At 65.5% G+C, this 14,768-nt stretch carries 11 protein-coding genes and 2 pseudogenes; 10 read left to right on the top strand and 3 right to left on the bottom strand.

The window, feature by feature from the left end; translation table 11 throughout:
* A pseudogene (locus tag WAN71_RS28615) lies at positions 1-440 on the bottom strand (hypothetical protein); the annotation flags it as partial.
* A gap of 159 nt (positions 441-599) precedes the next feature.
* Between WAN71_RS28615 and WAN71_RS28610 the strand changes: the two are divergent.
* From WAN71_RS28610 to WAN71_RS28585, 6 genes are all read left to right on the top strand, one after another.
* Complete coding sequence (locus WAN71_RS28610; RefSeq protein WP_422228557.1) at positions 600-1,148, top strand: CGNR zinc finger domain-containing protein; 549 nt, start codon at positions 600-602, stop codon at positions 1,146-1,148.
* Positions 1,149-1,220: 72 nt separating this feature from the next.
* Positions 1,221-3,542 (top strand): endopeptidase La, encoded by a 2,322-nt coding sequence (lon, locus tag WAN71_RS28605; protein ID WP_422228556.1) that lies wholly within the window; start codon positions 1,221-1,223, stop codon positions 3,540-3,542.
* A gap of 19 nt (positions 3,543-3,561) precedes the next feature.
* Positions 3,562-3,951, top strand: a complete 390-nt coding sequence (locus WAN71_RS28600) for a nitroreductase family deazaflavin-dependent oxidoreductase (RefSeq protein ID WP_422228555.1) — start codon at positions 3,562-3,564, stop codon at positions 3,949-3,951.
* A gap of 35 nt (positions 3,952-3,986) precedes the next feature.
* Positions 3,987-4,319, top strand: coding sequence for a TfoX/Sxy family protein (locus tag WAN71_RS28595; protein ID WP_422228554.1), 333 nt, complete (start codon positions 3,987-3,989; stop codon positions 4,317-4,319).
* A 43-nt stretch (positions 4,320-4,362) separates the two neighbouring features.
* On the top strand, positions 4,363-5,001 hold the full coding sequence (locus WAN71_RS28590; protein WP_422228553.1) for an endonuclease: 639 nt from the start codon (positions 4,363-4,365) through the stop codon (positions 4,999-5,001).
* Positions 5,002-5,020: 19 nt separating this feature from the next.
* Positions 5,021-6,253: an NAD(P)/FAD-dependent oxidoreductase gene (locus WAN71_RS28585; RefSeq protein ID WP_422228552.1), complete on the top strand. Its 1,233-nt coding sequence runs from the start codon at positions 5,021-5,023 to the stop codon at positions 6,251-6,253.
* Here WAN71_RS28585 and WAN71_RS28580 read toward each other — a convergent pair.
* Positions 6,246-8,348 carry an NAD-dependent epimerase/dehydratase family protein gene (locus WAN71_RS28580; protein WP_422228551.1) on the bottom strand — a complete coding sequence of 701 codons (2,103 nt, stop codon included), beginning with the start codon at positions 8,346-8,348 and terminating at the stop codon, positions 6,246-6,248. The genes WAN71_RS28585 and WAN71_RS28580 overlap by 8 nt on opposite strands.
* A 57-nt stretch (positions 8,349-8,405) precedes the next feature.
* Entirely contained in the window at positions 8,406-9,893 is a 1,488-nt protein-coding gene (locus WAN71_RS28575) for an acetyl-CoA acetyltransferase (RefSeq protein ID WP_422228550.1), read from the bottom strand.
* 161 nt (positions 9,894-10,054) lie between these two features.
* Between WAN71_RS28575 and WAN71_RS28570 the strand changes: the two genes are divergently transcribed.
* From WAN71_RS28570 to WAN71_RS28555, 4 genes and pseudogenes are all read left to right on the top strand, one after another.
* Positions 10,055-10,744, top strand: coding sequence for an Abi-alpha family protein (locus WAN71_RS28570; protein WP_422228549.1), 690 nt, complete (start codon positions 10,055-10,057; stop codon positions 10,742-10,744).
* The gene (locus WAN71_RS28565) at positions 10,741-12,006 is read left to right on the top strand and encodes a DUF445 domain-containing protein (protein ID WP_422228548.1); all 1,266 of its coding nucleotides are present in this window, start codon (positions 10,741-10,743) and stop codon (positions 12,004-12,006) included. The genes WAN71_RS28570 and WAN71_RS28565 overlap by 4 nt, the downstream gene beginning before the upstream one ends.
* Before the next feature lie 56 nt (positions 12,007-12,062).
* On the top strand, positions 12,063-14,447 hold the full coding sequence (locus WAN71_RS28560; protein ID WP_422228547.1) for a phosphoketolase family protein: 2,385 nt from the start codon (positions 12,063-12,065) through the stop codon (positions 14,445-14,447).
* Between the two features lie 9 nt (positions 14,448-14,456).
* Positions 14,457-14,768: pseudogene (locus tag WAN71_RS28555) on the top strand (CPBP family intramembrane glutamate endopeptidase); the annotation flags it as partial.

Below are 14,768 nucleotides of genomic sequence, written 5' to 3'. Positions count from 1 at the left end.
CTGCCGGCAGCGTCCCAGTCGGCGATGGCTGGCATGTCGCCCGACGCGGCGGCTCGGTGCAGCTCGGCAATGTCAAGGATCGCTTTGTGCGCGGTGATGTTGGCGTACTGCAGCACTCCCCAGGTTGGATTGGTCAGCAGTTCGGCGACCCACGCATGGACGACAGTGTCGGGAACATCGGCGGTTCCCACGGTCTGCCAAGCAAGCTCCAGGGCGATCACGCTGTGTTCGGGTGACAGGTAGCCGTCCGGTCCCGCCAGCAAGTCGTTGCTGGACTGGACGAGCAGGCTCAGCGGCCTGGCCGAACAAGTCGGAAAGTCAGTGACCTGCTCATCGCCGTTGATGTAGGAGATCACGTTCATCGCGCAGCCCTTGCCGGAGCCCGGCTGCTGCGATCCTTTGGCCAACCTGAGCGGATGGGTGATGCGGTAGAGGTCCATTTCGGTTGGTTCCTTTCGCCTTCCACTGCCAAATAGATCGGCTGGTTACTCGCTTAGACGGCGGAGGCGCTCTTCGCGTTCACTGACTGTCAGTCGCCGTAACCGGTTCATATAGTTACACCTTGTGTCCGACGATGAAACCTGTCAAGATGGTTACTTGTGACATTCGTCTATGTGGGTGGCCGTCGATGCCTGAACTTCGTCGGCACCATGAAGCACCGAAACAGCTCACGCGAAGAGCTGTTGACTCAGCCGGAACTGCTGTCGGACTGGGCAATTCAGGCCGGGCTGTTGGATACCGCCATTGCTGTCACCGACCATGACCTGGCGGCCGCGATTGAGCTGCGCGAAGCCATCTACCGGACCGTCACCGCCCGGCTCGACGGCCGCCGGCCCCAGGCCGCCGACGTTGAACTGCTCAACGAGCGGGCCTGCCAACCTCAGCTGACGCCGCGATTGCTGCGAACCGGCGCTACCCGCCGCGAGGGCACCCCATCGCAACTGCTGGCCAGCCTGGCCGCGGATCTGCTCGATCTGCTGGCCGGACCCGACATCGAGAACGTCAAGCGTTGTGCGCACCCGGACTGCACCCGCCTTTACCTGGATGCGTCGCGAGCCAAGAACCGGCACTGGTGCGGGATGGGCACCTGCGGAAACCGCGCGAAAGTCCAGGCCTTCCGGGCCCGTCAGCGCGCCTCTTCCGGTTAGTAGCCAGTTCCCGTCGGGAACAAACTGGATCCGATACAGGTTGAGCGCATCAGGCTTAACTTTGGAGGATCGATGGCTGAAGCCAAATCAGTTCCGGTGTTGTTTGTCAGCGACCCGATCGTGTTGCCCGGGATGGTCGTGCCGATCGCCCTGGACGACGCGGCTCGAGCGGCCGTTGATGCTGCTCGCGCCAGCGAATCGGGCAAGCTGCTGATCGCCCCGCGGCTTGACGACCGCTACCCGTCCCACGGGGTACTGGCGACAATTTTGCAGGTCGGCCGCATCGCCGGCGGCGGCACCGCCGCCGTCGTGCGCGGTGAGCGGCGGGCCCAGATCGGCGTTGGAGCAAGCGGGCCGGGCGCGGCGCTATGGGTCGAGGTGACCGAGGTCACCGAGACCGAGCCCAGCGACGAAACTCGTGCGCTGGCCGCCGAATACAAGAAGCTGTTGCTGGCGATGTTGCAGCGGCGCGAGGCCTGGGAGCTGGTTGACGTCGTCAACCGGTTGACCGATCCGTCGGCGCTGGCCGACATGGCGGGTTACGCGTCGTATCTGACCGATGTGCAGAAGCGCGAGCTGTTGGAGACCGAGAACGTCGCCGAGCGGCTGCGGGTCCTGATCGACTGGACCGGCGACACCCTGGCCGAGGTCGAGGTCAACGACAAGATCGCTGAAGACGTTCGCGAGGGCATGGAAAAGCAGCAAAAGGAGTTCCTGCTGCGCCAGCAACTGGCCGCGATCCGCAAAGAGCTCGGTGAGGGCGAGCCGGACGGATCTGACGACTACCGCTCCCGCATCGAGGCAGCTGACCTCCCTGAGAAGGTTCGCGAGGCGGCGCTGCGCGAGGTCGGCAAGCTGGAACGCTCCAGCGAGCAAAGTCCTGAAGGCGGCTGGATCCGCACGTGGCTGGACACCGTGCTCGACCTGCCGTGGAACACCACGACGGAGGATTCGACGGATCTGGCCGCGGCGCGGGACATTCTGGACGCCGATCACCACGGGCTGGAGGACGTCAAGGACCGCATCATCGAGTACCTGGCGGTGCGGGCTCGTCGGGCCCGGCGCGGATTGCAGGTCGTCGGCGGCCGTGGCTCTGGCGCTGTGATGGTGCTGGCCGGTCCGCCCGGCGTCGGCAAGACGTCGTTGGGTGAAAGCGTCGCCCGCGCGCTGGGCCGCAAGTTCGTTCGCGTCGCACTGGGCGGCGTGCGCGACGAGGCCGAGATCCGTGGGCACCGGCGCACTTACGTCGGCGCCCTGCCCGGCCGCATTGTGCGGGCCGTCGGCGAAGCCGGCACGATGAACCCCGTCGTGCTGCTCGACGAGATCGACAAGGTCGGCTCGGACTACCGCGGCGACCCCAGCGCCGCGCTGCTCGAGGTGCTTGACCCCGCACAGAACCACACGTTCCGGGACCATTATTTGGATTTGGATCTGGACCTGTCCGACGTGATGTTCCTGGCGACGGCCAACGTGATCGAGAACATCCCCTCGGCGCTGTTGGACCGGATGGAGCTGGTGCAGATCGACGGCTACACCGAAGACGACAAGGTGGCCATCGCCCGCGACTTTCTGTTGCCGCGGCAACGCGACCGTGCCGGGCTGACCGACGACGAGGTCGCCGTCACCGACGCGGCGCTGCGCAAGATCGCCGCCGACTACACCCGCGAACCGGGCATGCGGCAGTTTGAGCGGTTGCTGGCCAAGGCGATGCGCAAGGTCACCACGAAGGGCGCCGACGCGACCGAACCGGTCGCGATCGACGAGCCGGATCTGGTGGGCTACCTGGGCCGACCGCGATTCACCCCCGAGTCAGCCGAGCGCACGGCGGTCCCGGGTGTGGCGACCGGCTTGGCCGTCACCGGGCTGGGTGGCGATGTGCTCTACATCGAGGCCGGTGCCAACGACGGTGAACCCGGTTTGCAGCTGACCGGTCAACTCGGCGACGTGATGAAGGAGTCCGCGCAAATCGCACTGTCCTACGTCCGTTCGCACGCCGCGGAATTGGGCGTCGACCCGTCGACCCTGGACCGGCGGATCCACGTTCACGTGCCCGCCGGGGCCGTCCCCAAGGACGGTCCATCCGCCGGGGTCACGATGGTGACCGCGCTGGTGTCGATGGCCACCGGGCGGCAAGTCCGCGCCGACGTCGGGATGACCGGCGAGGTGACGTTGAACGGCCGGGTGCTACCGATCGGCGGCGTGAAGCAGAAGCTGCTGGCCGCCCAGCGGGCCGGGTTGTCGACGGTGTTCATCCCGCAGCGCAACGAGCCGGATCTGGACGATGTGCCCACCGAGGTGCTCGAGGCGTTGGCCGTCAAGCCGATGACCGACGTCGCCGAAATCGTCGCCCAGGCGCTGGAACCGGCTTCGCAGGCGGTGACCGCGGCGGCGTGACGTCGGATAGCCTGCGGTCATGACTGATTCGCAGCCGCTCAAACGGCGCATCGTGCACACCGCCCAACGGCTGGTGGTCAACCCGGTGGGCAGACGATTACCGTTTCCCATGCTGGAAACCGTCGGCCGAAAGTCGGGCCAGCCGCGGCGCACCGCGATCGGCGGCCGAGTGATCGGCGACCAATTCTGGATGGTCTCGGAGCACGGCGAGCATTCGCACTATGTGCACAACATCAAGGCCAATCCCGCCGTACGGGTGCGCATCCACGGCCGGTGGCGCAGCGGAACCGCTCACCTGCTGCCCGACGACGACGCCAAAGAGCGGCTGCGCAGCCTGCCCGGCTTCAACAGCGCCCTGGTACGCCTCGCCGGCAGCGAGTTACTGACCATCCGGGTGGATCTGGACTGACGTCGGCTGTCGGTGCCCGGCGCTACCGTTGCGCCGTGGCCTATGACACGGAGTTGGTTGAGCGAATCCGAGAACTGCTGGCGCCAGAGCGCGGCGTCGACGAGAAACGGATGTTCGGCGGCCTCGCCTTCCTGATCAACGGGCATATGGCCGTCGCGGCGAGCGGCCAGGGCGGGTTGCTGGTGCGGGTCCCGCCGCGGGAAACCGACAAGCTGCTGGACCGTGCGCACGTGAGCCCCATGGTGATGGCGGGCCGCGAAGCCCGGGGCTGGTTGCGGGTCGACTCCGACGGATTGAAAACCAAACGCCAGCTTGAGGGCTGGGTGGCGCGCGGCGTGAAACACGTCCGCAGCCTGCCGCCAAAGTAAACAACGCGGTTGGTGACATGCCGCGGCGGGTACGCGAAGCGCTATGGACCAGCCTCAGCAAGTGGTGCGCCGACTGCTGAAAGTCGCTGGCACCACCTATGCGGCCGAAGCGGGCGTGCGGATCAGCGACCGGCCGATGCCGCTGTTTCAGCTGCTGGTGTTGTGCATGCTGGCCAGCAAGCCGATCGATGCGACGATCGCCATGCGTGCCGGGCATCAGTTGTTCAGCGACGGCCTGCGGACGCCAAAGGCCGTGCTGGATGCCGATCGGCGCAGCATGATCGACGCCTTCGGCCGAGCGCACTACGTGCGTTACGACGAGAGCTCGGCGACCCGGCTCACCGAGATCGCTCAGCGGGTTCTGGACGAGTACTCTGGCGATCTGCGTGAGATGGCTCGGCGCAGTGACGAGAATCTCGACACTGCAAAGCGAATGCTCAAGCAATTCAAGGGAATCGGTGACACCGGTGCCGACATCTACTTGCGAGAAGTCCAAGACGTCTGGACTTGGGTGCGTCCGTATTTCGACAAACGTGCCGCCCGTGCCGCCAAAACGCTGGGCTTGCCCACCGACCCGACGAAGCTGGGTGCCCTCGCCCCGCGTGCCAACGCCCGTCTGGCTGCAGCGTTGGTGCGGGCATCGCTCGATGACGATGTACGCCAACAGGTTGAGCGCAGTTGAATAGAACGGAGCAGCGATCATGGCTAACACGACAACATTCATCCTCGTCGGGGGCGGCATCGGTGGAGCCAAGGCCGCCGAAGCGTTGCGCGAGAAAGGGTTTGACGGAAAGGTCGTGCTGCTCGCCGATGAGGAGTATTTACCCTACGAGCGGCCTCCGCTGTCCAAGGAATTTCTTGCCGGCAAGAAGTCGCTCAACGATTTCACTGTGCACGACTCAGACTGGTACCGGGACAACAAGATCGACCTGCGCGTGGGCACGGAGGTGTTGTCGATCGACCCGAAGGCTCGCACCGTTGCTCTCTCTGATGACACCAACATTCAGTACGACAAGTTACTGTTGGCCACTGGATCGCGTCCGCGACGGTTGTCGATTCCAGGTTCCGATTCCACCGGAGTCCATTACCTCCGGAAATACGACGACGCGTCGAATCTGAATACGGCCCTCCTCGAAGGGTCGTCGCTGGCCGTCATCGGGGCAGGATGGATCGGTCTGGAGGTCGCAGCAAGCGCTCGCCAGCGCAACATCGACGTCACGGTCGTGGAGACCGCGAAGGCGCCGTTGATCGGCGCGGTCGGTGAAGAGGTCGGAAACGTGTTCGCCAAGCTGCATCGCGACCATGGTGTGGACTTGCGTCTGGAGGCCGAAGTCAAGCAGATCACCACCGCCGACGGCAAGGCCACCGGCCTGCTGTTGGGCGACGGATCGACGATCAACGCCGACCGTGTGCTGGTGGCCGTCGGCGCGCAGCCAAACATCGAAATCGCCGAGGATGCCGGCTTGTCGACGGGTGACGGCGGCGTGCTGGTCGACGCGTCGTTATGCACCAGCGACCCCGACATCTATGCGGTGGGCGACATCGCTGCTGCCGAACATCCGCTGTTCGACGAGCGGATCCGCACCGAGCATTGGGCCAATGCGCTGAACCAGCCCGCGGTCGCGGCCGCAGGCATGCTCGGCGAAAAGGTGAAATACAAAGAGCTGCCGTACTTCTTCACCGACCAGTATGACCTGGGCATGGAGTACGCCGGTCACGCGCCGAACTCTGATCGGGTGGTGTTCCGCGGCGACGTCGACGGCCGCGAATTCGTCGCCTTCTGGTTGGACGGCGAAAATCGGGTGCTGGCGGGAATGAACGTCAACGTCTGGGATGTGCTCGACGACATCAAGAACCTGATCCGGTCCAAGAACGCAGTGAGTCTCAACGCATTGGTCGATCCGGAGACGCCGTTGGGCGAGGTGGTCAGCTGATCCCGATGAGGTCGGGTAATTGCATGCCCTGCAACCGTTCCCGCTCGGCGCGCCGACGCTTGATCCGCAGCCGGGCATCGGCGGGCAGGGTGACCACTTCGTCGCAGGTTAGGTAGAAGATCTCGCCTGCAACGTCGATAACGTCGGCCGCGGCTAACCGGGACCCCAGTTCTCGCAGAGTCATTCGCAGTTCATGGGTGAACCGCATGGTGGTGTCGTAGGCCAGTTCCCGAGAAGCTCGAGCGCTGGCCGCCATCCGTTCGCCCAGCTTCGTTGCCGACGCATCGGACGCCATCGGCCGCGGCACTGCGATCGCGGCCCGTCCGGCCGCAACCAGCAGCATCGCCGGATCGTCAACGAACATCAAGTTGGCTAGTTCGACTTCGCCGGGACCACGGTGGCCGATCCGGGCGACGGCCGCGGTGAAGGCGGCGGCGGTACTGCGTGACAGGACGCCGATGCCATTCAGGTCTGCGTCAAGAGCCAGCCTGCACAACTGCGGATCGCTTCGGATCAGCGCCGCCAGCGCGGACGTCTTGGCTTCGACGACATCGCTTTCCAGCAACGCGGCCACCCCCGAGACGGCGGTGTGCAGGCCGGTGCGCTCCACCGTCGCTGCGGTGATGCCAGTGTCGATCAGCCACAAGCCGGTGAGACCCCAGCCTTGGTGGATCCGGTCCCGCAATAAGCGAGTCCGCACCTGAAGGTCCGCGTCGGACGGCGGCTTCAGTTGCGCCGCGCCGAGGTGCTCGGCAGTCGCGGCCGCAACGTAGGCCTCGGTGTCGGCCCGTAGATGCCGCAACAACGCCATTGCCCGTTTGATGGCCATGACCTTTGTGGCCTTATTGCCTGATCCGAGCAGCCCGCCGGCCAGCGGCGGACGCCCCAACGGCAGCAGCGCATCGGCGGGTGAGCCGACCAGCGACTGTTGCACGACCGCACCCACGTCCCAGCCGGGTAATTGGCCTGCGGCGATCACGCTAGCGGAAACGCCAACGTAGGGGCGGTGACCGAAAACCGCGATGGCCCGGCTCCCCCATTCGCTGGCAACCACGTCGCCTACTGCCATCACCTGGCTCATCATCCGGTTTGCGGTGCGCAAACCGGCGAGTTGGACGTCGAGCGTCATCGGGGTCAGTGGCCCGGGCAGCGTCTGGCCGAGAGTCGCCGCACTGAATACCGGGAACCGGGGATCGATCCGGTCGTCGAACTCGCCCTCGAGCCCGTCCGGCGCCGCGGACCGTAACTGGGTGCCGTCTGATGGGTCGGTCCGCGGTGCAACCTCCAGCGGTATCGGCAGATGACCGGGCAGGTCGACTGCACCCCGGACGTCAAGTCTGCGGCCGGCCAATCCGCGCACGGTGTCGGCGACCACGTCGCTTGCGCGCCAGCCGAACTCGAATTGCCACGCATCCCGCACCACAGCGACGTCCAGTTCCGGGATCAGCTGGGGCCAGGTTGGGAGGCGCGCCAGCCGCGGGCGCTGCTCGATGGATCTGAGCAGTCGGCGCGCGGTGGCTACTTCGGTGGTGTCTCCAGGCGCGAGGTCGACCTGCCCGGTGCGGTTGGTCATCACGGCGAGCACCAGGAATCGGAGCAGGTCGTCGAAATGCAGCAGCCGCAGCGGTGTGGCCGAATCCCTGCTATGCAGCAGGCTGCCCAGCGTACGGCAGGTCATCCAGTCGAGTTGGCGGCCCATCAGCGGCGCCTTTCGGACGATCAGGCTCGGCGCCCAGCCGGTCGACGCCAGCGACTCGGCGTGTCGGTAGAGGCTGGGCTGCCCAGCCGCCTGCGACACGTAGATCAGCCGGGCGCCTGCACGGGCCGCCGCATGGGCGACGCGCACCAGTCCGCTTATTCCGGCACTGCCGGGCGCGGTGGTCTCGATAGGGGCGAGGTGAAGGACCACGTCGGAGTCGTCGGCCAGCTGCTGCAGCGTCGGCCCGTCGAGCGGTCCGCAAACGAAGTCGACGCCGGGATCCAAGTTTTCATGCGGGTGCGCTGCGATACCGCTGACCGCGTACCCGGCGGCCAGTAGCTGCCGGGCAACGGCACGTCCGACCACCCCGGTGACCCCGGTGAGCAGGATCCGCACGAATTGACAATAAGCGTGCGAAGCGGTTCACAGGCAACTTTCAGGTAACGAGAATGGTTACTTCAGCGTGGCGGTGCCGACCGCGCGGATCGTAACTTTGGCGCCGGCGATGTCGTCATGCACTGTGGCCGCCGCCGACGCCGGATCGGACATCAAAGCCAGGGTGCGGCGGTCGTCGGGGGTACGAACCGCAAGAAACGCCTTCTCCGGCCGGCCGGCCCGGTCAAACGGCGTCGTCCAGGCTTCGACGGTGCCGACGCCATCCCATTCCACCGCCGGATCCCGGGTGGGCTCTCGGTCGACTGCGGATTGCACGTCTTCCCAACGGAATTCGGCTGGCGGCGGTTCGGTGCCGTACACACCGAAGCTGTGCTTGGTCAGGTAGCCACCATTGGCGGTAATCAAGCCGCGCCGCCCAGGGTTGGCCGTCAACAGCTCGGCCATCGTCGCGATCGAGTGCGACACGTAGTTGTTCCACGGACCGCCGGCGAAGGTCAGCCCTCCGGTCACGGTCAGCGGCCGCTCCGGATCGTCAACCGGCAGTCCGAGTTCGGCCGCCGCGACCTGTACAGCGGAGGGAAAACAGGAGTACAGGTCGACGTAGTCGATGTCGTCAATGCCCAGACCGGCCAGCGCCAGCGCGCGGGCACCGGCGACCCGGATGGCCGGCGATCGGTGCAGTTCGGCGCGCTCGCCGATCGCGTAGGTGTCGTGCGCGTCGGTGCCCGCATACGGATAGACCCAGCGTTCGGTAGGGATATGCAGTCGGGTCGCGGTCTCTACCGACGTCAAGATCAGAGCGGCGGACTGGTCGACCATGTTGTTGGAGTTCATCAACTTGGTGTACGGCCAGCTGATCATCCGGTTCGCCGGGCCGTCCTGCCAAATCTCCTCGGCTGCAACCGGTTTGCGGATCCAAGCATGGGGATTGTGCACCGCCACGGCATTGAACCGGGCCCACAGCTCACCGACGCGCTTGCGATGATCCTCGATCGACTCCCCGGCGCTGATTCGCAGCGCCTGCTCGAACATCGGATAGACATAGGCCGGGCGATCCAGCCCGATGCGGAGCTCGGCCGGCCCGGCCATCGGCACATTCTCATCAGCACTCTCGGCAACAGGAACCGACTCATCCTGATCGGTCCAGGTAAGTCGTTTGCCGTTGGCGCGCAATTGCGTCCTGGTGCGCCACATTTCCGCGCCGGCCACCAACACCACGTCCGTGCGTCCGTGTTGGATGTCCAGACAAGCTTGGTTGATCAATGACTGCGGCACGTTGCCCCCCACGCCGCTGTAGCGGGTGGCCGGGTGGTCGGCGCCGATGCGTTGGCTCAGCAGCAGCCCGGGGTCGCGGTAGCGTGCCGAGAACAGGTTGACCACGCGGATGGAGTCGACAGCCTCGAGCACCTGCGGGTCGGCGGCTTGACGGGCGGCCGCGGCCATCAAATCCACGGGTTCGACGGTGTTGTGTTGCGCGTCGGGGTCCTCATGGTGATTGTGCTGGCCGTAGCCGACCAGCACCGGCGTCCTGGGGTTGACGGGCACGCCGTCAGCGTAGTGCCCGGGTTTGCCGCCCGATGCGCGCGGGCGGCCCAGGACCTGGTGAAACTGCAACCAGTCTCGCTTCGTAACTCGGCAGAAGGCACCGCGGCGACTACTCGCTCAATATCGCAAAAAGGACCGGAGCGGTTCGCTACGGTCAGCCCATGGCGTCCCTGTTCGATCCCGCCGACCTCGTCGACCTCGCAGAGCAGACGGTGCGCAGGTCGATCGAATTCGCCGGCTGGAGCGAGCGCCAGATCTTCGGGCTCATTCGTTCCGGGATGCATGTATCCACCACGGCGGTGGCGGCGCTACCTCCGGCCGACGCTGAAATCGAGAAAAGCACCGACGACAACAGTGAGAGCCTTGACGCCAAAATGCACGGCTTGCTCGACCGGGCAATCGGGCAGAACAGAGCGTCGAGCCGCCAGGAGCTGTACCACAAAATTCTCGACCAGATCGTGCCGGACGAGGCGCGCATCATCAGCGCGCTCTCCGACGGGTCGACGTCCCCGTTGCTGAACGTCTATGGGCGGTCACTCGCAGGACTGGTGGGTGAGGTGGTGCTGGAAAACATGTCGCTGATTGGCAAGACCGCTAACCTCGCACTGCCGCACCTGACCCCGATGTACGTCAGTCACCTGTTGTCGCTCGGGCTGGTCGAGTCGGGTCCTGAGGACTCCGCCATGAAGGACGAGTACGAGATCCTCGCTGCCGATACCGCCGTGCTGCAAGCCATCAAGAACGCCAGCCGCGGCCCGATCCCGGCGCGCATCGAGAAATACACGCTGCGATTGTCCGGGCTGGGTCTGGAGCTGTGGGCCGCGGCGAGCGTCCCCCGGGAGCCGGAGTGACGTCGTCGGTGATCGCCTGGGCGCCGACCTGGGCCGGCATCACCGCCGACGTCAAGCTGAATTGGTTCATCTACTTGTCAATGCCGCTGATCGCCGCGTTCGTCGGCTACACCACGAAACTCGTTGCGCTGCAGATGCTTTACCGGCCGATCGAGTTTGTGGGCATCGGGCCGATCGGTTGGCAGGGTGTGGTGCCGCGCCGTGCCGGCAAAACCGCGGCCCTGACCATCCAGATGCTCACCGATAAGTTGCTCAAGCCCGAGGAGATCCTGGACAAGATCGACGCCAGGCAGGCGGTGGACGAACTTCGCGAGCCGCTCACCCGCAGCGTCGACGCGATGGCTCGTGACCTCGCCGAGCAGGTGCGCCCCGGTCTGTGGGACTCGATCCCCGCCGCCGGCCGCAACGCGGTGCTGTCGCGCGTCCATGCGGCTGCCCCTGGAGTCGTCGACAACCTGCTTACGGAAATGAAGAGCGACTTGCCGCGGTACGTCGACCTGCAATACCTCGCCATCACCACGTTGGTTAAAAACAAGGCCCAGCTCAAGGCGTTGATGAAGGGCATGGGTGGGGCAGCGATGAAGTTTATTCGCCGTAGCGGCATTTACTTCGGCTTCGCGATCGGCCTAGTGCAGATGGTTGCTTGGGGCCTGTTCCACAACCCCTGGATCAAGCCCGGGTTCGGCTTCGTCACCGGTTTCGCCAGCGACTGGCTGGCCCTCAATCTGATCTTTATCCCGCGCGAGCCGAAGAAGTTCCTGGGCTTCATCCCGATTCACGGGGTGCTGCACGCGCAGCGCGACCACGTGACCCGCGACTATGCCCGCATTTTGGCAAACGACCTTTTCTCCGCAGACGTGCTCCTCGAGGCGATTCTGCATGGCCCCACCTCCGAACGCCTTTTTGCAGCAATCGGGAAGGAAGTCTCAGCCGCACTCGACGCGCAGGCCGGGGTCGCGCAACCACTGATCACGCTCGCGATCGGCACCAAGCGCTACCGCGAGGCGAAAGACGCGATTGTGGGCATGCTCCTCGAGCGTTTACCGGAGACGATGCAGGAAGCCAAGGACTACACCGCCAAGACGCTCGACATCGAGAACCTCGTCGTCGAGAAGATGAACGAGCTGGCCCCCGACCAGTACGAAGCCATCCTCCGACCCGTGTTCAAAGACGACGAGATGCTCATGATCACGGTCGGCGCCGTACTCGGCTTCCTTGTCGGAGAACTGCAAGTGCTCCTTGTCGAGCAATTCGCACGCTAGCTCTGCCCTACCTCGGCTTGGTGCGCTGTTCACCGAGCTCGCGGACAATCGAGCGGATGAGCTCACAAACCGTCACGTCCGCGAAGCTTTCCGACGACGAACTTGCCGGCATCCACGCCTACTGGCGCGCGGCCAACTACCTGTCGGTCGGCCAGATCTATCTGTTGGACAATCCGCTGCTGCATGAGCCGCTGGCCCCCGAGCATGTCAAACCGCGGCTGCTGGGACATTGGGGCACCACGCCGGGGCTCAATCTGGTCTACGCACACCTGAACCGCGTCATCCGCGACCGCGATGCCAACGTCATCTTCATCACCGGACCCGGTCACGGCGGCCCCGGGCTGGTCGCCAATGCCTACCTGGAAGGCACCTACAGCGAGGTGTACACGGGCATCGAGGAAGACACCGACGGACTGCGAAAGCTGTTCCGGCAGTTCTCCTTTCCTGGCGGTATCCCCAGCCACGTCGCTGCCCAGACGCCGGGATCCATCCATGAGGGCGGCGAGCTCGGATACGCCTTGGTACACGCCTACGGCGCAGCGTTCGACAATCCCGACCTGGTGGTCGCCTGTGTCATCGGCGACGGCGAGGCCGAAACCGGGCCGCTGGCCGCCAGCTGGCACTCCAACAAGTTCCTCAACCCGGTCGGCGACGGCGCGGTGCTGCCGATCCTGCACCTCAACGGCTACAAGATCGCCAACCCGACCGTGCTGGCCCGTATCCCGAACGACGAGCTGGAGTGGCTGCTGCGTGGCTACGGCTACCGGCCCATCACCGTCGCCGGAGACGAGCCCGCCAACGTGCACCAGCAGCTCGCCGCCGCGCTGGACGAGGCCTTCGATGACATCGCCGCAATTCAACGGGAAGCTCGCAGCGGCGGGAAAACCGAACGGCCGGTCTGGCCGATGATCGTGTTGCGCACTCCCAAGGGCTGGACCGGACCGCAAGTGGTGGACGGCAAGCAGGTGGAGGGCACCTGGCGAGCACATCAGGTCCCCCTCGCCGAGACGCGGGACAACCCCGCCCACCGCGCACAGCTGCAAGAGTGGTTGCGCAGTTACCAACCCGAGGAGTTGTTCGACGGGGCCGGCAGGCTGCGCGCGGAGCTGCGGGCACTGGCACCCGGCGGCGATCGCCGGATGAGCGCGAACCCGCACGCCAACGGCGGCCTGCTGCTACATGACCTGGACCTGCCCGACTTTCGGGACTACGCGGTCGAGGTATCGCGGCCGGCGACGAAGACCCACGAGGCCACCCGGGTGCTGGGCACGTTCCTGCGGGATGTGATTGCCGCTAACCGCGACCGGTTCCGGCTGATGGGCCCCGATGAGACCGCCTCAAACCGCTTGGACGCGGTCTACGAGTCGACCGGCAAGGTGTGGCTTTCGGAAACGATGCCCGACGATGACCACCTCTCGCCGACCGGCCGAGTGATGGAGGTGCTCTCCGAGCACCTCTGCCAAGGCTGGCTGGAGGGGTATCTGCTGACCGGACGGCATGGACTGTTCAACTGCTACGAGGCGTTCGTGCACATCGTCGACTCGATGCTCAATCAGCACGCGAAATGGTTGTCCACTAGCCGCGAACTGCCATGGCGGCGGCCGATCGCGTCGCTGAATTATCTGCTGAGTTCCCATGTTTGGCGTCAGGACCACAATGGTGCCTCGCATCAGGATCCCGGGTTCATCGACCTGGTCGCCAACAAACGCGCCGAGATCGTGCGGGTCTATCTGCCGCCGGACGGCAACACCCTGCTGTCGGTGGCCGACCACTGCCTGCGGAGCCGCAACTACGTCAACGTCATCGTCGCCGGGAAGCAGCCCGCGCTGGCCTATCTCGACATGGAGTCCGCTATCGACCACTGCACCCGCGGCCTGGGCATCTGGCAATGGGCGAGCACCGCGACAGCCGAACCCGACGTGGTGCTGGCCTGTGCCGGCGACATCCCGACGCAAGAGACGTTGGCGGCCGCCGACATTCTGCGTCGCGAATTGCCCGACTTGGCTGTGCGGGTGGTCAACGTGGTCGACCTGATGCGCCTGTTACCGGACTCCGAGCATCCGCATGGCTTGCCGGACAACGAATTCGACGCCCTGTTCACCAGCGACAAGCCGGTCATTTTCGCGTACCACGGTTATCCGTGGCTGATCCACCGGCTCACCTATAGCCGCGCCAATCACCATCACATGCATGTGCGCGGGTTCAAGGAGCGCGGCACCACGACGACGCCGTTCGACATGGTGATGCTCAACGACCTGGACCGCTACCACCTGGTGATGGACGTCATCGACCGGGTGGACGGGCTGGCCGGCCGAGCCGCCATGCTTCGTCAGCAGATGGCCGATGCCCGGCTGGCCGCGCGTCGCTACACCCGCGAGCACGGCGAGGACGACCCGCATATCGCGGGCTGGACCTGGGAGTCGAGCGAGCGGAACAAGTAACCTGGTGAGATGTCTGCCCACGAGAGCGCCGCGGAACCGCATCCGCTGTTGTCGCAGCTCTCGGCGCTGCACCAGTTCCGCGTCTACGTTGACGTCGCGCTGGTCGTGGTGGTGCTGGCGCTGACGAACCTGATCGCACACTTCACTACGCCGGCGGCGGGCATTGCGACGGTCCCGGTGGCGGCGGTCGGCCTGGTCGCGTTATTGCGGTTCAACGGTCTGGGCTGGGCCGAGCTCGGCCTGGGCCGTGACCACTGGAAATCCGGCGCCGCGTATGCATTGGCCGCGACGGCGCTGGTGGTGACGGTGATCGCGGTCGGC

It is taken from the genome of Mycobacterium sp. (genome assembly GCF_049280035.1).
Taxonomy (GTDB): Bacteria; Actinomycetota; Actinomycetes; order Mycobacteriales; family Mycobacteriaceae; genus Mycobacterium.
The sequence above is the reverse complement of the archived record's forward strand: the minus strand, read 5'-3'. Positions and strand labels throughout refer to the sequence as shown.